21 protein-coding genes are annotated in these 18907 nt (G+C 64.0%); 10 read left to right on the top strand and 11 right to left on the bottom strand.

Annotated elements, in window-relative coordinates; genetic code table 11:
- Nucleotides 1-121 precede the first annotated feature (121 nt).
- Complete coding sequence (gene aceA, locus AWB75_RS13570; RefSeq protein ID WP_061124594.1) at nucleotides 122-1429, top strand: isocitrate lyase; 1308 nt, start codon at nucleotides 122-124, stop codon at nucleotides 1427-1429.
- 125 nt (nucleotides 1430-1554) lie between these two features.
- Here aceA and AWB75_RS13565 read toward each other — a convergent pair whose 3' ends face one another.
- Together AWB75_RS13565 and AWB75_RS13560 are read right to left on the bottom strand one after the other, a co-directional pair.
- On the bottom strand, nucleotides 1555-1989 hold the full coding sequence (locus AWB75_RS13565; protein ID WP_061124593.1) for a universal stress protein: 435 nt from the start codon (nucleotides 1987-1989) through the stop codon (nucleotides 1555-1557).
- Nucleotides 1990-2124: 135 nt separating this feature from the next.
- The gene (locus AWB75_RS13560; protein WP_061124592.1) at nucleotides 2125-3027 is read right to left on the bottom strand and encodes a LysR family transcriptional regulator; all 903 of its coding nucleotides are present in this window, start codon (nucleotides 3025-3027) and stop codon (nucleotides 2125-2127) included.
- A 138-nt stretch (nucleotides 3028-3165) separates the two neighbouring features.
- On the opposite strand from AWB75_RS13560, the gene AWB75_RS13555 reads away from it, so the two are divergent.
- The 3 genes from AWB75_RS13555 to AWB75_RS13545 all read left to right on the top strand — a co-directional run bounded on the left by AWB75_RS13555 (nucleotide 3166) and on the right by AWB75_RS13545 (nucleotide 6014).
- Nucleotides 3166-3993, top strand: coding sequence for a haloacid dehalogenase type II (locus AWB75_RS13555; RefSeq protein WP_061124591.1), 828 nt, complete (start codon nucleotides 3166-3168; stop codon nucleotides 3991-3993).
- A complete protein-coding gene (gene aceB / locus AWB75_RS13550) occupies nucleotides 3990-5600 on the top strand; it encodes a malate synthase A (RefSeq protein WP_061124590.1) in 1611 nt (536 codons plus the stop codon). Before AWB75_RS13555 ends, aceB begins: the two co-directional genes overlap by 4 nt.
- Nucleotides 5601-5753: 153 nt before the next feature.
- Complete coding sequence (locus AWB75_RS13545) at nucleotides 5754-6014, top strand: hypothetical protein (protein ID WP_014191089.1); 261 nt, start codon at nucleotides 5754-5756, stop codon at nucleotides 6012-6014.
- Here AWB75_RS13545 and AWB75_RS13540 read toward each other — a convergent pair whose 3' ends face one another.
- Together AWB75_RS13540 and bamC are read right to left on the bottom strand one after the other, a co-directional pair.
- Entirely contained in the window at nucleotides 6015-6305 is a 291-nt protein-coding gene (locus AWB75_RS13540; protein WP_061124589.1) for a putative quinol monooxygenase, read from the bottom strand.
- A 465-nt stretch (nucleotides 6306-6770) separates the two neighbouring features.
- Entirely contained in the window at nucleotides 6771-7982 is a 1212-nt protein-coding gene (bamC, locus tag AWB75_RS13535) for an outer membrane protein assembly factor BamC (protein WP_061124588.1), read from the bottom strand.
- A gap of 38 nt (nucleotides 7983-8020) precedes the next feature.
- On the opposite strand from bamC, the gene AWB75_RS37020 reads away from it, so the two are divergent.
- From AWB75_RS37020 to AWB75_RS13525, 3 genes are all read left to right on the top strand, one after another.
- Nucleotides 8021-8251 carry a hypothetical protein gene (locus tag AWB75_RS37020; protein ID WP_143746433.1) on the top strand — a complete coding sequence of 77 codons (231 nt, stop codon included), beginning with the start codon at nucleotides 8021-8023 and terminating at the stop codon, nucleotides 8249-8251.
- Nucleotides 8252-8388: 137 nt separating this feature from the next.
- On the top strand, nucleotides 8389-8853 hold the full coding sequence (locus tag AWB75_RS13530) for a DUF2844 domain-containing protein (RefSeq protein ID WP_061124587.1): 465 nt from the start codon (nucleotides 8389-8391) through the stop codon (nucleotides 8851-8853).
- A 10-nt stretch (nucleotides 8854-8863) separates the two neighbouring features.
- Nucleotides 8864-10165: a DUF3443 domain-containing protein gene (locus tag AWB75_RS13525; protein ID WP_061124586.1), complete on the top strand. Its 1302-nt coding sequence runs from the start codon at nucleotides 8864-8866 to the stop codon at nucleotides 10163-10165.
- Nucleotides 10166-10230: 65 nt separating this feature from the next.
- Here the strand turns inward: AWB75_RS13525 and pcaC are convergent, their stop codons facing one another.
- From pcaC to AWB75_RS13495, 6 genes are read right to left on the bottom strand one after another with little or no spacing between them, the layout of a single operon-like run.
- Nucleotides 10231-10614 carry a 4-carboxymuconolactone decarboxylase gene (gene pcaC / locus AWB75_RS13520; RefSeq protein ID WP_061124585.1) on the bottom strand — a complete coding sequence of 128 codons (384 nt, stop codon included), beginning with the start codon at nucleotides 10612-10614 and terminating at the stop codon, nucleotides 10231-10233.
- Nucleotides 10611-11405, bottom strand: coding sequence for a 3-oxoadipate enol-lactonase (gene pcaD / locus AWB75_RS13515; protein WP_061124584.1), 795 nt, complete (start codon nucleotides 11403-11405; stop codon nucleotides 10611-10613). The genes pcaC and pcaD overlap by 4 nt, the downstream gene beginning before the upstream one ends.
- 4 nt (nucleotides 11406-11409) lie before the next feature.
- On the bottom strand, nucleotides 11410-12771 hold the full coding sequence (locus AWB75_RS13510; RefSeq protein ID WP_061124583.1) for a 3-carboxy-cis,cis-muconate cycloisomerase: 1362 nt from the start codon (nucleotides 12769-12771) through the stop codon (nucleotides 11410-11412).
- A gap of 4 nt (nucleotides 12772-12775) precedes the next feature.
- Complete coding sequence (gene pcaF / locus AWB75_RS13505) at nucleotides 12776-13978, bottom strand: 3-oxoadipyl-CoA thiolase (RefSeq protein ID WP_061124582.1); 1203 nt, start codon at nucleotides 13976-13978, stop codon at nucleotides 12776-12778.
- A gap of 22 nt (nucleotides 13979-14000) precedes the next feature.
- Nucleotides 14001-14657 carry a 3-oxoacid CoA-transferase subunit B gene (locus AWB75_RS13500; protein ID WP_061124581.1) on the bottom strand — a complete coding sequence of 219 codons (657 nt, stop codon included), beginning with the start codon at nucleotides 14655-14657 and terminating at the stop codon, nucleotides 14001-14003.
- Nucleotides 14658-14669: 12 nt separating this feature from the next.
- Nucleotides 14670-15362, bottom strand: a complete 693-nt coding sequence (locus tag AWB75_RS13495; RefSeq protein ID WP_061124580.1) for a 3-oxoacid CoA-transferase subunit A — start codon at nucleotides 15360-15362, stop codon at nucleotides 14670-14672.
- Nucleotides 15363-15542: 180 nt separating this feature from the next.
- Here AWB75_RS13495 and AWB75_RS13490 point away from each other — a divergent pair, with 180 nt between their 5' ends.
- Both AWB75_RS13490 and AWB75_RS13485 read left to right on the top strand, forming a co-directional pair.
- Nucleotides 15543-16358 (top strand): IclR family transcriptional regulator, encoded by an 816-nt coding sequence (locus AWB75_RS13490; protein WP_061124579.1) that lies wholly within the window; start codon nucleotides 15543-15545, stop codon nucleotides 16356-16358.
- Nucleotides 16359-16394: 36 nt separating this feature from the next.
- Complete coding sequence (locus tag AWB75_RS13485; protein WP_061124578.1) at nucleotides 16395-17318, top strand: LysR family transcriptional regulator; 924 nt, start codon at nucleotides 16395-16397, stop codon at nucleotides 17316-17318.
- A 14-nt stretch (nucleotides 17319-17332) separates the two neighbouring features.
- On the opposite strand, the gene AWB75_RS13480 is transcribed toward AWB75_RS13485, so the two are convergent.
- Nucleotides 17333-17746, bottom strand: a complete 414-nt coding sequence (locus AWB75_RS13480) for a DoxX family protein (protein ID WP_061124577.1) — start codon at nucleotides 17744-17746, stop codon at nucleotides 17333-17335.
- A 106-nt stretch (nucleotides 17747-17852) separates the two neighbouring features.
- Between AWB75_RS13480 and AWB75_RS13475 the strand changes: the two genes are divergently transcribed.
- Nucleotides 17853-18743 carry a LysR family transcriptional regulator gene (locus AWB75_RS13475; protein ID WP_061124724.1) on the top strand — a complete coding sequence of 297 codons (891 nt, stop codon included), beginning with the start codon at nucleotides 17853-17855 and terminating at the stop codon, nucleotides 18741-18743.
- Nucleotides 18744-18907: the final 164 nt, after the last annotated feature.

The raw sequence follows: 18907 nt of genomic DNA, 5'->3' as shown, positions 1-18907 counted from the left end.
GCCTAGACTCTTATATAAGAGTTGAGCAAACGCAGGCTGCCGAATCCGGCGCACGGAGCTCAAGTCGCCAGGATCATCGATTCATCATTCGTCGTTCAGTCCAATCTCAAGGAGAAACGCTATGACCTCACGCCAACAACAAGCTCAGCAACTCCAGCAGCAATGGGAAACCGATCCGCGCTGGAAAGGCATCAAGCGGGGCTACTCGGCGGATGACGTCGTGCGTCTGCGCGGCTCGGTGCATCAGGAGCACACGCTCGCACGCCGCGGCGCCGAAAAGCTGTGGGCGTCGATCAACGAGGAGCCGTTCGTCAACGCGCTCGGCGCGCTCACCGGCAATCAGGCGATGCAGCAGGTCAAGGCCGGTCTCAAGGCGATCTATCTGTCGGGCTGGCAGGTGGCCGGCGACGCGAACGTCGCGGGCGAAATGTACCCGGACCAGTCGCTGTATCCGGCGAACTCGGTGCCGCTCGTCGTGAAGCGCATCAACAACACGCTCACGCGCGCCGATCAGATCCAATGGTCCGAAGGCAAGAATCCGGGCGACGAAGGTTATATCGACTACTTCGCGCCGATCGTGGCGGATGCCGAAGCCGGTTTTGGCGGCGTGCTGAACGCCTTCGAACTGATGAAAGCGATGATCGAAGCCGGCGCCGCGGGCGTGCACTTCGAGGATCAGCTCGCGTCGGTGAAGAAGTGCGGCCACATGGGCGGCAAGGTGCTCGTGCCGACGCGCGAGAACGTCGCGAAGCTCACGGCCGCGCGTCTCGCCGCGGACGTGTGCGGCACGCCGACGCTGGTCATCGCCCGGACGGATGCCGAAGCGGCCGATCTCGTCACGTCCGACATCGACGACAACGACAAGCCGTTCCTCACCGGCGAGCGCACCGTGGAAGGCTTCTTCCGCACCAAGCCGGGTCTGGAGCAGGCGGTGTCGCGCGGCCTCGCTTACGCGCCCTACGCCGACCTCGTGTGGTGCGAAACCGGCAAGCCGGATCTGGAATACGCGAAGAAGTTCGCCGAGGCGATCCACAAGCAGTTTCCGGACAAGATGCTGTCCTACAACTGCTCGCCGTCGTTCAACTGGAAGAAGAATCTGGACGACGCGACCATCGCCAAGTTCCAGCGCGAGCTCGGTGCGATGGGCTACAAGTTCCAGTTCATCACGCTTGCGGGCTTCCACGCGCTGAACTACTCGATGTTCAACCTCGCGCACGGCTACGCGCGCTCGCAGATGAGCGCGTTCGTCGAACTGCAGCAGGCCGAGTTCGCCGCCGCCGACAAGGGCTTCACGGCGGTCAAGCATCAGCGCGAAGTGGGCACGGGCTATTTCGATGCGGTCACGCAGACCGTCGAGCGCGATGCCTCGACGACCGCGCTGCACGGCTCGACGGAAGACGAGCAGTTCTTCGACAAGAAGGTGGCTTGACAGCAGGCTGAATCAGGGAGAGCGGTGAATAAAGCGGCGGCCGTGGCGCATGCAGCAATGCGCCACGGCCGCCGCTCAAACGAAAGCGCATCGCGGGAGCGCTTCCGCTTGAGCAAGTTCGGGCATCACCGATACACGATGACGGGAATCTTGGTGTGCGTGAGCACGCGCTGCGTCTCGCTGCCGATGAGCAGGCTGCCGAGGCCGCGCCGTCCGTGCGAGGCCATCAGGATGACGTCGCAGCCGTTTTGCTCCGCCGCTTCGATGATGCCGATATACGGCGCGGCATCGATGCTCGTCACGCTCGCGCAGGGCACGCCCGCGCTTTCGGCGGCGCGCTCGACCGCGCGCAGGTGTTCGCGGGCTTCGTTTTCGGCACGCGCGTGGAAGTCGTCGGGCGGCTCGACGGCGACATCGGCGAATGGCGAATACGGGTACTGCGGCAGGCACGCATAAGCCGTGATGCGCGCGCCGACGGATTGCGCGAGATCGATCGCGCCGTCGATAGCTTTTTGCGATAGCTCGGAGCCGTCGGTCGGCACAAGGATATGTTTGAACATGGCGTCCTCTTCGTTCCGTGAGTGCGTGGTTCCATTGTAGTAACGTGGATCGAAGCGGAAGAAGTTTCGATGCCCGCATCTGCAAATGAATGGCACGCGCGTAGATAGGATTCCGAACGGCTTACCCCAATAGGCTTACCCCCAATACCCCGCCGCGTTATACGTATGCTTGAGCAAATCGAGAAACAGCCGCACGCGCAACGGCAAATGCCTCCTCTGCGGAAACACCGCATGAATGCCGATCGGCGGCGCGGCGAACGCATCGAGCACGCTCACGAGACGCCCCGCGCCGATATCCCCGCCGACCTCCCACCACGAGCGCCACGCAAGGCCACGGCCTTCGAGACACCATTCGTGCAGCACCGCGCCGTCCGAACATTCCATCGTGCCGGAGACCTTGATCGTCACGACCTTGCCGTCCTGCTGAAACACCCAGCCGCGCTGCTGATTCGCCGACGCGCCAAGCGCGAGACAGTTGTGATTTGCGAGCGCAGCGAGATCGGCCGGCTCGCCGCGCCTCGCGAGATAGTCCGGCGACGCGACGCACACGCGCCGGTTCTCCCCCAGCTTCAGCGACACGAGCGACGAATCCGGAAGCTCGCCCAGCCGCACCGCGCAATCGAAGCCTTCGTTGACGAGATCGACCATGCGGTCGGTCAGATCGAGGCTCACCGACACATCCGGATGCTGCGTCGTGAATGTCGGCAAGAGCGGCGCGACGTGGCGCCGCCCGAAGCCCGCCGGCGCCGACACGCGCAAATGTCCGCTCGCCTTCACACCGCCCGCCGACACGCTCGCCTCCGCATTCTGCATGTCGTTGATGATGCGCTGGCAGTCTTCGAGAAACGCCGAACCCTCGAACGTGAGCGTGATCTTGCGCGTCGTGCGCACGAGCAGTTTCACGCCGAGGCGCTCCTCGAGTGCATCCAGCCGCCGTCCGATGACCGCCGGCGCGATGCCCTCCGCCTGCGCCGCCGCCGACAGGCTGCCCTTCGCCGCCACGGAGGCAAACGTCTCAATCTGCTTGAATCGATCCATGCGTGTTCGTCGTCAATTTAGCCACTCGCGTTGAGATTAGGTTCAGAAAAGTAAAAGATCAAGTGATCCGGCAATGCTTTTTCCATTACTTCGATCACGAATACAATCGATCCCGACCTCTACACGGAGCGCAAGGCAATGTCGGCCATAACGACAACCCCATCATCTTCATCCGGTTATATCGCCCGGCCCCGCGCAGTCATCTTCGACGCTTACGGCACGCTCTTCGACGTCCATTCGGTCGTCGCCGCAGCCGAGCAGCTCTTTCCCGGCCACGGCGACGCGCTCTCGACGCTCTGGCGTCAGAAGCAGATCGAATACACGCAGTTGCGCACGCTCGCCGATCCGGCGGGCGCGCATTACGCGCCGTTCTGGACCATCACGATCGACGCGCTGCGCCACGCCGCGGCGCGACTCCATCTCGCCGACGCCCTGACGCTCGCCGCCGAAAAGCGTCTGATGGACGAATACGCCTGCCTGTCCGCGTTCCCCGACACCGTGCCCGCGCTCCGGCAATTGCGTGAGCGCTTCGATATTCCGCTTGCGATCCTGTCGAACGGCAATCCACCGATGCTCGATATCGCCGTGAAAAGCGCCGGCATGAGCGGGCTTTTCGATCACGTCCTGTCCGTCGATGCCGTGCGCGCCTACAAGCCCGCCGCCGCCGCGTATGCGCTCGGCACGCGCGCGTTCGGCGCATCGCAGCTCCAGGCGCGCGACATCGTGTTCGTGTCGTCGAACGGCTGGGACGTTGCCGGCGCGGCGTGGTTCGGCTACACGACGTTCTGGATCAACCGCGCGGCGCTGCCGGTGGAGGAACTCGGCGTCGCACCGGACGCCAGCGGGCGCGGCATGGACGATCTCATCGCATTCATCGAAGGCGGCTGCGCAGGACAGAACGCCGCTTCGGCAACACCCAAGGCAAAAACCGCAAAACCGTCTGACCGACCAAGGAGAAAACCATGACGCATCCATCGAACTCACTTTCGCTTCCGAAAGGCATGGCAATCTCGGCCGACATCAAGCCCGGCTACGAGACCATCCTGACGCCCGAGGCGCTCGCGTTCGTCGCCGCGCTGCATCGTCAGTTCGAACCGCGCCGCCAGCAATTGCTGGCCGCGCGCGTCGAGCGCACCAAGCGTCTCGATGCCGGCGAGCGCCCGGGCTTCCTCGAAGCGACGAAATCGATCCGCGAAGGCGCCTGGACCGTCGCGCCGCTTCCGAAGGATCTGCAATGCCGTCGCGTCGAAATCACCGGGCCGGTCGAGCGCAAGATGATCATCAACGCGCTCAACTCCGGCGCGGACTCGTACATGACCGACTTCGAGGATTCGAACGCGCCGAACTGGGACAACCAGATCGTCGGCCAGATCAATCTCAAGGAAGCGGTGCGCCGCACGATTTCGCTGGAACAGAACGGCAAGTCGTACACGCTCAACGACAAGATCGCGACGCTGATCGTGCGCCCGCGCGGCTGGCATCTGGATGAAAAGCACGTGAGCGTCGACGGTCAGCGCGTGTCGGGCGGCATCTTCGATTTCGCGCTCTTTCTCTTTCACAACGCGAAGGAGCTGATCGCGCGCGGCAGCGGCCCGTACTTCTATCTGCCGAAGATGGAAAGCCATCTCGAAGCGCGCCTGTGGAACGACATCTTCGTCGCCGCGCAGGACGGCGTCGGCATTGCGCGCGGCACGATTCGCGCGACGGTGCTCGTCGAAACGATTCTCGCGGCGTTCGAAATGGACGAGATTCTGTACGAACTGCGCGAGCACAGTTCCGGCCTCAACGCGGGCCGCTGGGACTACATCTTTTCGGCGATCAAGAAGTTCAAGAACGACACGGACTTCTGCCTGGCCGATCGCGCGAAGATCACGATGACCGCGCCCTTTATGCGCGCCTACGCGCTCGAACTGCTGAAGACCTGTCACAAGCGCCATGCGCCGGCGATCGGCGGCATGTCCGCGCTGATTCCGATCAAGAACGATCCCGCCGCGAACGACCGCGCGATGGGCGGCGTGCGCTCCGACAAGGCGCGCGACGCCAGCGACGGCTACGACGGCGGCTGGGTCGCGCATCCGGGCCTCGTGCCGGTCGCGATGGAAGAGTTCGTGAAGGTGCTGGGCGACCGGCCGAATCAGATCGACAAGCAGCGCACCGACGTGCAGGTGACCGCGCACGATCTGCTCGACTTCCGCCCGGAAGAGCCGATCACCGACGCGGGCCTGCGCAACAACGTGAACGTCGGCATTCACTATCTCGGTTCGTGGCTCGCGGGCAATGGCTGCGTGCCGATCCACAATCTGATGGAAGACGCCGCGACCGCCGAGATCTCGCGCTCGCAAGTGTGGCAGTGGATTCGCTCGCCGAAGGGCAAGCTCGACGACGGCCGCAAGGTCACGGCCGCGATGGTGCGCGAGATCACCGTCGACGAGCTGGAAAAGGTGAAGCAAAGTGTCCGCGCTTCCGGCGCCGATACGAAGCCGTATGATCGCGCCGCGAAAATCTTCGAAGAAATGTCGACGTCGGCGCATTTCACGGAGTTTCTGACGCTGCCGCTGTACGAGGAAATCTGAGCGTTTCGCACGCTTTCGCGCACGAAGAAAAGCGGCCGCCGGGCCGCTTTTTTCGTTCGAGGCGCCTCATGCCCGGAGCACGGCGTGTGCTACATTGCGCATCGTCTTTTCAACGATTCAACCGTGGAGCGCACTCACCGTGCGAACGACAGCATGAGCAATATCCAGCTCGATATCGAATGGACCGAAGCGGCATCGCGCAAAATCGAAAAACTGATGCCGCGCAACGCGAACAAGGACGCGCTTCTGGCGCTGCCGCCCGTCGAGTGCCTGCCCGTGGAAGGCGACGTGCTCTTTCTCGGGCCGGCCGGCAAGCAGCAGCCGTTCATCGTCGCGGAGCGTCAGTATCATCACGACGGTGACGCCGACTGGACCATCGTCCTGATTCTCGACGTTCCGCACGAAACGCACTGATCAGAGGATCTTGCTCGCGACGCGCACTTCCGCGTGCTCGCACAGGTCCGGCGACTTGGCGCGGAACGCCTGAATATGCGCCGATTCGCCGTGCTTCGCGAGCGCGGACTCGCTCTCCCAGCGCTCGACGAAGATGAAGCGCCGCGGCTCCTTGATGTCGCGGTGCAAATCGTACTGCAGCGCGCCCGGTTCCTTGCGCGTCGGCTCGACATTGGCCTCCAGCACCTGCCTCAATTCCTCCTCCCTGCCCGGCTTCGCGACCAGAATGGCGACGACGGCAACTTCCGACATAACGTTCTCCTGTTTTCAATGCAGTGGTGAAAACAGGAGCATAACGGCGCGCGCCGGAGCACGCTGAAACGCGCGGATCCCGATGCCAAAGAAAAAGCCCGCGTTCCAGTTGAAACGCGGGCAAAAACCGTCGCCCTACGAGGATAGGCGACGGGGCCATCGGGGTTCGCGCACGGCGAACCAATCGTCTGTTTGTCTGCTGTGACGCGCCGGATCAGCGCGCTCTGGGAGAACGTTCGGGCGGCCTGTCGCGCCATTGATGCAATGTACTGTCCTTTGGACGATTTCTATAAGCTTTTGCGCACATTTCCGAATGGAAAGAATTGTCTGCGCAATTCACGGACGACTCTCGCATTTCCGAGCGTGTCGAAGATCCTCACGGCCATCGTTTGCGCGAGAAAAAAGACGCAAAAAAACCGCCTCGCGAAGGAGGCGGTTCGTTTGAAATCGTGCGCGGAAGAACGATCAGCTGATCTGGTCGGCGAGCAAGGCCATGATCTGCCGCGCTTGCGGCGACGCGTCCACGTCGCCCTTGTCGTCGACGATCGCGACGCGCGTCTGCTGCTCCGTGACAGCGCGCACGTTGATCTGGTACTGCTTCGCCTTCATTTCCTTGCGGCCGTGGAAAACCTGGCTCCAGAAACCCTGTTCCGCCGATGACTTGTCGGTCGGGTCCACATAGCGCACGTAATAGACGCCCTTGTTGCGATCGCGGTCGTCCACCGTGAAATTGGCGCGATCGAGCGCGATACCTACACGCAGCCACGCCCGGTCGTAAGCTTCCGGCAAGGTCAGTTGCGACGTCGTGGCCTCGGGCACGACCTCGTTTCTGATCGGCGAATTCCCCGCCAGCGCGACGTTCTGCGCCGCGACCGATGCCGCCTTCGCGTCGCCGCCCTTCCCGCCCTGCGCGCCGGCGCTGCCAGCCGGAGCCGGCGTGTCGAGCGGCGTTGCGCCACTCGAAGCGACGCGTTGATCCGCAAGAGCGAGCGAGGACATCAGCCGCTTCAGGTATTCGTTCTCGAGCGCCGGATCGTTCGGACGTGCCTGCCATTGGCTCGAATCGTTGTTCACGCCCGTCAGCGCCTCGCGCATACCCTTCTGGCTGATGAACACGTAGGTGCCGCCATTGGGCGCCGCTTCGAGGCGCGTGCGGTACTTGTTGCGCTCGGCGGTCACGTACGAGTTGCCGGTCGCCTTCGCGAGCGTATCGCGAATCAGGCCATCCGAAATCTGCGGATGGGTTTCGTTCCAGTCCGTTTCCATCACGCCCTTGTCGCGCTGATCGACGACGAGCAGAAAGCCCTGCTCTTGCCAGAAGCGGCGGACCTGCGGCCATGCCTGATCGGGCGTCTTGTTGTCGATGACGAGCCAGCGCTCGGTGCCGTCGCGCTGAACGTGCATGCCCGACACCGGAGGAACCACCGTGGGCGCGTTCGGTGCGACTTTCTGGATCTGCTGCAGATCGGACAGCGTGGCCTGACCGCCCTGCGGCGGCAGCGAACGCTGGTCGGCGGCTTCGTCGAGCAGATTCGGCGGCACGGCGAGAGACACCTGCTTCGAACGCTGATCGCTCTTGTAATTGAACGCATTGGGATTGGACGACCCGCATCCCGCCACGATTCCAGCCACGGCGAACAGCGCAGCCATCCGCTTGGTTACACGAAAATCTGTCATTTGGAAAAATCCTTCCGCTACGCCACGGGCGTTCTTCCGTGGATCAACCCGTTATTTTACCGGTCCAGCGCTGCGCCGTGAAAAAAAGAGGGCCGAGCGGCCTCTCGTCGGCGGGCGATCACCATGTTGCCATTAGCCGCAGAAATCAGACCGCGCACAGCAAAATGCCGCACCCGTCCTTCCTATTTAAGGCTCTTTGCGACGAATTGACAATTTATGACATTTATGAAAATTGGCAATTCGCTCTTTCATTCGTCGCAACCTGCTGATTCATAAGGAACTTTGTGTTTTTCCCGCGCTGGGACGTAACCCGCGGGTAAGTGATCCTCCGTATCGCCGCGCTTCTCTCTCCCACTAAAATTCAATCTCAAAAATAAGAAGAGTCCTAATTAACGGAGAGAAGTCAGTGAAGAAAATCAGAATTCCTTACTACGCTGCCATCGGCCTGACCATCCTCACGATTGGCACGGCATCGTCCGTCCATGCGCAACTCGGCGCGACCGGGCGCACCGGGAGCGCGTCGCAGGGCGATGTGGTGCTTCAGCTTCATCAGGGCGGACTCGTGCGATATCACGAAACGACCGACGCGCACGGCATCGTCGTGCGTGAATACATGGATTCGCACGGCGACGTCTACGCGATCTCCTGGCGCGGGCCCGCGATGGCGGATGTCAAGTCGCTGCTCGGCGCGTATTTCGAAACGTTCCGGCAAGCCGCGAACGCATCCGCAGGCGATGCCGGATTGCATAAGGCGCGCGTCGCGCACGGCGATCTCGTCGTCGAGAACCGCGTGCGGCTGCGCGAATTCAGCGGCCGCGCGTGGCTCGCGAGCGCGCTGCCGGCGGGCGTCAGCACGACGGACATCGAGTAGGAGAATAACGATGACGACACGCGCCCTACTCTCGACGATCGCGCTCTGCGCATTGCTTCAAGCCTGCGGCGGAGGCGGAGGCGGCTCGAATGGCGGCTCCGCCGCGCCGGCAGCGCAAGCGAGCGCGCCCGTGGCGGCAAGCGCGCCCGCTTCGGCGAGCGCCGCCGCGCCCGCGAGCGCGCCATCGCCATCGGCATCGGCGCCGGACGCCGACACCACCGTGCCGCAGTCGACGACGCCCAACGTCCAGACGATCGAGGTCACCCGCACGTCCACCAACACGCGCAACATGCTGCGAACCAGCGTGACGATCTGCGTGCCCGGCACCGGCACCTGTCAGACGATCGACGATATTCAGGTCGATACCGGTTCGCACGGGCTGCGGGTGCTGGCGTCGGCGCTCGATCCGTCGATCGCGCTGCCGCTCGTCGCGGGCAGCGGCACGAACGCTGTCGTCGCGGAATGTGCGGTGTTCGGCTCGGGCTATACGTGGGGTACGGTGCGCGCGGCCGATGTCCATATGGCCGGCCACGTCGCGAGTTCGACGTCCGTGCAACTGATCGCCGATAGCGCCGCGCCGAACACCGCGCAGGACTGTACCGAGTCCGGCCTGCCGATGCTCAGCGCGTCGTCGCTGCGCGGCAACGGCATTCTTGGCGTCGGGCCGTTCACGGCCGACTGCGGCGCGGGCTGCGCGGCGTCCGCGATGCCGCGCTGGTATTACAGTTGCATCTCGGGCAACTGCGTCGCGAGCACGCTTGCGGTCGCCCGGCAGGTGACGAATCCGGTCGCGAACTTCGCCGCCGACAACAACGGCGTGCTGATCGAGTTGCCGAACGTGCCGGACGGCGGCGCATCGTCGGTGACGGGAACGATGACATTTGGCATCGGCTCGCAGTCGAACAATCTGCTCGGCTCCGCGATCGTGCTCAAGTCGAGCTCGACGACCGGTTACGTGACGACGGCGTTCGGCGGCAGCCAATATGGATCGAGCTTCATCGACAGCGGATCGAACGGCGTCTTCTTTCCATCGACGACACTCGCCCGCTGCGGCGCGTGGTACTGCCCGTCGACGCCGCAAACAATCGCCGCGACGATCCTCTCATCGAGCGGCGCGCAAAGCGCGGTGAGCTTCACGGTCGCACAATCGACGGCGCTGTTCGGCACAGGCAACTTCGCCTTCGACAATCTCGCCGGACCGGCCAGCGGCTACTTCGACTGGGGTCTGCCCTTCTTCTACGGACGCCGCGTGTTTACGGCGCTCTCCGGGCGGCCGACGCCCGCGGGCGCTGGTCCCTACTACGCGTTCTGAAGATGCAGAAAAGCCGTCTGCACAACCTGTGCAGACGGCTTTTCGTCGACCGACAGAAGCAGCGACTACGCCTTGCTTTCTTCGTCGAAGATTTTCTGCGCGAGGTGAAAGGCCGAATTCGCCGCCGGCACGCCGCAATACACGGCGGTCTGCAGCAGCACTTCCTTGATCTCGTCCTGCGTCACGCCATTGTTCTTCGCGGCGCGCAAATGCAGCGCGAGCTCCTCGGCGCGGTTCAACGCGACCATCATCGCGATGGTGAGCAGGCTGCGCGTGTGGCGCGGCAGGCCGTCGCGCGTCCAGATCTCGCCCCACGCATAGCGCGTGATGAAGTTCTGAAACTCCGTCGTCAATTCCGTGCGGTTCGTGAGCGAGCGGTCCACGTGCGCATCGGACAGCACCGCGCGGCGCACTTTCATGCCGGCTTCGTAGCGTTCGTCGTCGGTCATTGTTGTTCTCCGAGAAAGTCGAGGGCGGCGCGCGTGTAGTCGTCGCGCTTTTCGATGTTCGACAGATGCGCCGCGTCCAGTTCGAGATAGCGCGAGCCTTCGATGTAGCCCGCCAGCTCGCGGCCCTGCTCGGCCGTCGTCGACAGATCGTGCGTGCCCGCGATCACCAGCACCGGCAGCCTGATGGTTTTCGCCTCGCCGCGCAGGTCCGCGTCGCGGATCGCCTCGCAGTTCGACGCGTAGCCGTCGCCCGACGTATGGCGGAACACGTCGCGGATATTGGCGAGCTCGAGCTGCTCGCGCTCGATGAACGGCGCGGTGAACCAGCGCGCGATCACGGCATCGGTCAGCGCGGGCATGCCGCCCGGCTCGCGCGCTTTCGCGGCGCGCGGCGTCCACACGGCGTCCGAGCCGATCAGCGCGGCGGTGTTCGAGAGCACGACGCGCGAGAAGCGCTCCGGATGACGCGCGGCGAGCCCGATGCCGGTCAGCCCGCCCATCGACAGGCCGCAGTAGTTCGCCCGCTCGATCTTCAGATGATCCATCAGGCCGATCACGTCGCCGATCAGCTGATCGATCGTGTACGGCCCCGGCGGCACGTCCGAATGACCGTGGCCGCGCGTGTCGTAGCGCACGACGCGATAGTGCTGCGCGAACGCCTCGATGTTCGGCGTCCACATCGAGACATCGGCGCCGAGCGAATTCGACAGCACGAGCCACGGCGCGTTGTCGCCCGCGGTGGCCTCGATGCGATAGTGAATCCGCGTTCCGTTGACTTCGGCAAGAGGCATGGTTTTACCGCTCCTGTTTTTTTGAATGGGCGATGGCGGCGTCGACGAACGCCTGCGCCTGGCCGACGTAGTTCGCCGGATCGAGCAACTGTTTCAACTGATCGTGCGACAGATGACGCGTGACGGTTTCGTTGGCGGCGAGCGCGTCGAAGAGCGACGTGCCGTTCGCGACCGACGCCTTCGATGCGCCTTCCACGAGCTTGTGCGCCTCCAGCCGGCCGATGGCGTCGCCGAGCGCGAGCATCACCGCTTCGCCGAGCACGAGGCCGTTGGTCACGTTCAGATTGCGCGCGAGGCGGTCGGCGTTCACTTCCATGTCCGGCACGATCGCGAGAATGTTCGACAGCGCGCCCGCCGTCAGACGCGCGAGATCGGGCAACGCTTCCCACTCCGCCTGCCAGCCGCCGAGCGCGCGCTCGTGCTCCTGAACCATGCCGGCGAAGATCGTCGCGACGAGATTCGGCGCGCGCGTCGCCGCGGTCAGCACGGCCGCGCAGCCGACGGGATTGCGCTTGTGCGGCATCGTCGATGAACCGCCCTTGCCTGCCGCCGCCGGTTCCGCGACTTCGCCGAGTTCGGTTTGCATCATCAGCGAGACATCGCGCGCGATCTTGCCCAGCGTGCCCGTGAGCATGCCGAGAAACGACGCGCTTTCGGCGATGCGATCGCGCTGCGTGTGCCACGGCAAAGCGGGCAGCGTGAGCTTCAGATCGTCCGCGAGCGCTTGCGCTACTAATGAACCCTTGTCGCGCAAGCTGGCGAGCGTGCCAGCGGCGCCGCCGAACTGAAGTACCAAGGCGCGAGCTTTCAGCTCTTCGAGACGCGCACGATGACGCGTCACCGCATCGAGCCACTGCGCGAACTTCAGTCCGAGCGTGATCGGCAGCGCCTGTTGAAGCCACGTGCGGCCGATCATCGGCGTCTGTTTGTGCGCCTGCGCCTGAGCGACGAGCGCATCGGATAGCGCGCGCAAATCGGCATCGAGCAAATCGAGCGCCGCGCGCAACTGCAGCACGACGCCGGTGTCGATGATGTCCTGACTCGTCGCGCCCCAATGCACGTATTTCGCGGCTTCGGCATCGCTCGCCTTCACCACGGCGGTGAGCTGCTTGACGAGCGGAATCGCGAGATTGCCGCCCGCCGCCGCGCCGGTCATCAGCGCGTCGGCGTCGATGTTGCCCGCGTTGCAAGCGGCGACGATCGCGTCCACGGCGCTCGCCGGAATGACGCCATGCAACGCCGATGCACGCGCGAGCGCGGCTTCGACATCGAGCATCGCCTGCACCGTCGCGCGCGGCGACCACACAGCGTTGGCGGCCGCGTTGCCGCAGATCAGGTCGGTAAGACGACCGGTCGATGAAAACATACGCTCAAACGCGCTCGATGATCATCGCGATGCCCTGGCCCACGCCGATGCACATCGTGCACAGCGCGAAGCGGCCGCCGGTACGTTGGAGCTGATAGCTCGCCGTCGTGACCAGTCGCGCACCGGATGCGCCGAGCGGATGGCCGAGCGCGATCGCGCCGCCATTCGGATTGACGCGGGGATCGTCGTCGGCGACGCCGAGCATGCGCAGCGTCGCGAGCCCTTGCGACGCAAATGCTTCGTTCAGCTCGATCACATCCATCTGATCGATGGTCATGCCGAGACGCTTCAACAGCTTCTGCGATGCCGGACCCGGGCCGATGCCCATCACGCGCGGCGGCACGCCGGCGGTGGCGAGGCCGAGAATGCGCGCGCGCGGCGTGAGGCCGTTGCGCTTGGCCGTTTCCTCGTCGGCGATCAGCATGGCGACCGCGCCGTCGTTCACGCCCGACGCGTTGCCGGCCGTCACGCTGCCGTCCGGACGCACGACGCCCTTGAGCTTCGCCAGCGCTTCGAGACTCGTTTCGCGCGGATGCTCGTCGCGATCGACGATGAGCGCATCGCCCTTTTTCTGCGGAATCGTCACCGCGACGATTTCCTGCGCCAGCGTGCCGTCCTTCTGGGCGCGCGCCGCCTTTTGCTGCGAACGCACCGCGAACGCGTCCTGATCGGCGCGGCTGATCTTGTAATCGTCGGCGACGTTTTCGGCGGTTTCGGGCATCGAATCGACGCCGTATTGCTTCTTCATCAGCGGATTGATGAAACGCCAGCCGATGGTCGTATCGTGGATCTCGGCGGAACGCGAGAACGCGCTCGTCGCCTTGCCCATCACGAACGGCGCGCGGCTCATGCTTTCGACGCCGCCCGCGATCATCAGGCTCGTCTCGCCCGACTTGATCGCGCGCGCCGCGATGCCGATCGCGTCCATGCCCGAACCGCACAGGCGGTTGACCGTCGAGCCCGGCGTGCCGACCGGCAAGCCCGCCAGCAGCGCCGACATGCGCGCGACGTTGCGATTGTCTTCGCCCGCCTGGTTCGCGCAGCCGTAGATCACTTCATCGATGGCTTCCCAGTCCACTTCCTTGTTGCGCTCGACTAGCGCGGCGAGCGGCACCGCGCCGAGATCGTCGGCACGGACGGACGAGAGCGAACCGCCGTAACGGCCGATCGGCGTGCGGATCGCATCACATACGAAAGCTTCTTTCATCTTCAATGTCTCCAGAGTTCTCTCAGGCTGCTTCGGTCAACGGCACGTATTGAAGCGGCACCTTGGCCAGCTTCTGCAATTCGTCGAACGACAGACCTTCCACGATCTCGCGCACGACCAGGCCTTCTGGCGTCACGTCGAATACGGCGAGATCGGTATAGACGCGGTTCACGCATTCGACGCCGGTCACGGGATACGTGCACACGTCGACGAGCTTGCTTTCGCCCTGCTTCGTCAGCAGTTCCATCATCACGTAGACCTGCTTCGCGCCGATCGCGAGGTCCATCGCGCCGCCGACGGCCGGAATCGCGTCGGGCGCGCCGGTGTGCCAGTTGGCGAGATCGCCCGTCGCCGACACCTGGAACGCGCCGAGCACGCAGAAGTCGAGGTGGCCGCCGCGCATCATCGCGAACGAATCCGCGTGATGAAAATACGCGCCGCCCGTCAGCAGCGTCACGTGCTGCTTGCCGGCATTGATGAGCTCGTCGTCCTCGCTGCCCTTCGCGGGCGCCGGGCCCATGCCGAGCAGACCGTTTTCGCTGTGCAGGAAGATTTCGCGGTCGGCCGCGAGATGATTGGCGACGAGCGTCGGCACGCCGATGCCCAGGTTCACGTACGCGCCTTCGGGAATGTCCGCGGCCACGCGCTTGGCCATTTCGTCACGAGTGAGTTTCTTCATGGCTTTTCGTCCTTAAGCTGCGAGTTCCGCTGCATGCACCGCTTGCGGCACTTCCACGACGCGCTGCACGAAAATGCCGGGCGTCACGATGTTTTCGGGGTCCAGCTCGCCGAGCGGCACGACCTTCGACACCTGCACGATCGCCGTCTTCGCGGCGCTCGCCATGATCGGGCCGAAGTTGCGCGCAGTTTTACGATAGACCAGATTGCCCCAGCGGTCGCCCTTGTATGCCTTCACGAGCGCGAAATCCGCGTGCAGCGGCGCTTCCAGCACGTAATGCTTGCCGTCGATCACGCGCGTTTCCTTGCCTTCCGCGAGCTTGGTGCCGTAGCCGGTCGGCGTGAAGAAGCCGCCGATGCCCGCGCCCGCCGCGCGGATGCGCTCCGCCAGATTGCCCTGCGGCACGAGTTCCAGTTCGATTTCGCCCGCGCGATAGAGCGCGTCGAAGACATGCGAATCGCTCTGACGCGGAAACGAGCAGATGATCTTGCGCACGCGCTTCGCCTTCAGCAAGGCGGCGAGGCCCGTGTCGCCATTGCCGGCGTTGTTGTTGACGATCGTGAGTTCGCGCGCGCCCTGCTCGATGAGCGCGTCGATCAGCTCGGACGGCATGCCCGCCGTGCCGAAACCGCCGATCATGATGGTCGCTCCGTCATTGACGTCGGCGACGGCCGAGGCGAGCGAATCGAAAATCTTGTTGATCATTGCCGTTCCTGTCTGTCTCGAACTGGGGTTTACCTGCTCGTCAGCGCACTTGCGCTGAAATGTTCGTCATGCGAACATGGATTCGTTTAGCGAACATCGGCATGGTAGTCCCGCATTCGTTGTCGTGTCAACGAAGCAACGTCGAAGTACGGGTTTTCACCGGTGTGTTGATTCAAGCCTATGAAAAATTCATCTATCGCCAGCGATATCGAGCCGCAAGACGCGCCGTCGCGTCCCGGCGATGCGTACGTCCAGTCGTTCGCGCGCGGCCTCGCGGTCATCCGCTCGTTCGATGCGAACCGCCCCGCGCAGACGCTCACCGATGTCGCCACGGCCACGGGCCTCACGCGCGCCGGCGCGCGCCGCATTCTTCTGACGTTGCAGGCGCTCGGCTACGTCGAAGCGGACGGGCGCCTCTTCCAACTGACGCCGAAAATTCTCGATCTCGGCTTCGCCTATCTGACGTCGATGCCCTTCTGGAATCTCGCCGAGCCGGTGATGGAGGATCTTGTCGAACAGGTGCACGAGAGCTGCTCGGCGGCGGTGCTGAACGGCGCGGAAATCGTTTACGTCCTGCGCGTGCCGACGCATAAGATCATCACGCAGAATCTGTCGATCGGCAGCCGCCTGCCTGCGTTCTGCACCTCGATGGGCCGCGTGCTGCTCGCCGCCCTCGACGAAACGCGCCTCGATGAAGCGCTCGATGCGAGTTCGCTCGTCGCGCGCACGCCGCGCACCATCGTCGATAAAGCAGCGCTCGAGGAAGCGATCGCCGTCGTGCGCAGACAAGGCTGGGCGATCGTCGATCAGGAACTGGAGGAAGGCCTGATTTCGATGTCCGCGCCGATCCGCGACCGGCAAGGCCGCGTGATCGCCGCGCTCAATATCAGCGGCAACGCGCAGCGAAAGAACGCGAAGCAAATGGTGAAAGCGTTTCTGGAACCGCTCCTGGACGCGGCGCAGCGCGTGTCGGAGATGGTGGCGCGGCGAGGATGACATGGCACTGACGCGCGAGGAACCCGAAGGTTCGTTATGACCGATCTCGATCTCAACCTGATTCCGTACCTCGTCGCGATCGACGAGACGCGCAACGTGAGCCGCGCCGCCGAGCGTCTCGGCGTGAGCCAGCCGCGCGTCTCGACGGCACTCGCGCGCCTGCGCGAATACTTCAACGATCCGCTTTTCGTGCGCACCTCGCGCGGCATGGAGCCGACGCCGCGCACCATCGCGCTCGTGCCCGCGGCACGCGAGGCGCTCGCGCGCATCGAGCGCGGCCTGCTCGACCGCCAGCACTTCGATCCGTCGTCGAGCTCGGATACGTTTTCGATCGCGCTATCCGATGTCGGCGAGATCGTGTTTCTGCCGCGGCTCTTGCAGGCGTTCGCCAAACACGCGCCAGGCGCGAATCTGCGCTCGGTGTCGGCATCGCACGGCGACGTGGAACGCGGGCTCGAAGCGGGCGAGATCGACCTCGCAGTCGGCTACTTTCCCGACCTGCGCGGCAACAACTTCTTTCAGCAGCGGCTGTTCTCGCACCGCTTCATCTGTCTGATGCGGCGCGATCATCCGTTCGCGAACGAGCCGCTCACGCTCGAACGCTTTCTCGCATGCGGCCACGCGGTCGTGCGCGCGGAAGGCCGCAGCCAGGAGATTCTGGAGAACCATCTCGACAAGGAGCGCGTGCGGCGCCGCGCCGTGCTCGAAACGCCGCATTTCATGAGCTTGCCGTTCATCCTGTCTCGCACCGATCTCATCGCGACGGTGCCGCATGCGATCGGCTTCGCGTACGTCGCCGAGCATGCGTCGATCACGCTCGCCGAGCCGCCGCTTCCGCTGCCGCGCTTCGATCTGAAGCAGCACTGGCATCGCAAGTTTCACAACGACGCGCGCACGATGTGGCTGCGCGGCATCGTCGCATCGCTGTTCAACGACGAGCTGGACGAGTGGCCGAAATGAGCGTCAACCGAGCGTCAACGTCGGGCGTCGATGCTCCACGCGCCCGGCCCCGCCGCCGCGATGAACAGATAAATGAACGAGAGCAGCACAGCCGGCTCGCCCGAATTCAGCAGCGGCAGGAGGAAATTGCCTTTCGGCGCGTGACCGATGAAATACGCGAACGCCAGTTCGCCCGACAGCACGAACGCCGCCGCGCGCGTGAACAAACCGATCAGCACGAGCACGCCTCCGACTAGTTCGATGATGCCCGCCGCGCCGAGCAGCGAGACGAGCGGCAGGCCGTCGAACATCGCGATGTGCGGCACATGGAAGAGCTTCGCGCTCGCATGCGTGAGCACGATATACGACGCGACGATGCGCAGCAGCGCGTGGGCGTAGCCGGCGAGCGCGGGCGCGCCGGCGGACGCGGAACGGAGTTCGGTGGACATTGCAAACCCTCCTCTGAAAGTGGACTGCGGCTAGTCTAAGCAGACATCGCCTGTCGATAAATCCAGCTAACATTAGCGTTTTGTTTCCAGACAGGAAATGATCGCGATGGACGCTCTGACCAGCTTGCGCGTGTTTCGGGAAGTCGTCGAGGCTGGCAGCTTCGTCAAGGCCGCCGAGCGGCTCGACATCTCGACCGCGATGACGAGCAAGCACGTCGCCAATCTCGAACGCCAGTTGGGCGTGCGCCTGCTGAACCGCACGACGCGCCATCTGAGCCTCACGGAAGCCGGCAGCGTGTACTACGAACAGTGCAGCGAGGCACTCGATATCCTGCAGGCCGCGCAAGCCGCTGTCGGCGTGCAGACGGCGCAACCGCAGGGCGTGCTGAAAGTGACCGCGCCAGGCTGGTTCGCCAACCGCAAGTTCGCGGATCTGCTCGTCGCGTATCAGGCGCGCTATCCCGGCGTGCTCGTCGATCTGCGGCTGGAAAACCGTTTCGTCGATCTTGTCGAGGAAGGCTACGACATGGCGATACGCGCGACGTCCGAGCCATCGCCTTCGCTGATCGTGCGGCCTTTATGCACGATGCCCTTCGTGCTTGCGGGCTCGACCGCGTATCTGGAACGGCACGGCCGGCTGCGTCATCCGGACGATGTCGCGCGGCATCGCTTGGTCCTGCCGACCTACACGAACATCGATTCGGTGACGCTGACAGGTCCGGACGGCGCGTTCATCGTGAAGAATCACGCCGTGCTCAAAACCAACGATACGTCGATGGCGCTACAGCTCGTGCGCGCCGGGCTCGGGCTCGCCTATTTTCCGGCTTGGATCGTCGAGCCCGAACTGGCATCGGGCGCGCTCGTGCGCGTGTTGCCGAACTACACGGCGTTCGCACCATCCGTCTACGCGGTGTACACGAGCCGCAAATACATGACGACGAAGGTGCGGACGTTTATTGATTTCCTGTCGGAGTCGCTTGCCGATCGGCGAACATGATTAGGAATACTCTTATTCTGGCGTCGTTTTCCGCGTGTCATGATCGCGCCGCTTTCGGAACGGACGCTGGGGACATGACAAAAAATGTCAACTTCGCACCGCCGGGCTCGTTCCTGTTACCCGCACGCGAGGCACGCGCGATATGGATTTTCCCTGGCTTCCCC

This window comes from Caballeronia catudaia (assembly GCF_001544755.2).
Taxonomy (GTDB): Bacteria; Pseudomonadota; Gammaproteobacteria; order Burkholderiales; family Burkholderiaceae; genus Caballeronia; species Caballeronia catudaia.
This window is presented reverse-complemented; position numbering and strand designations above follow the sequence as displayed.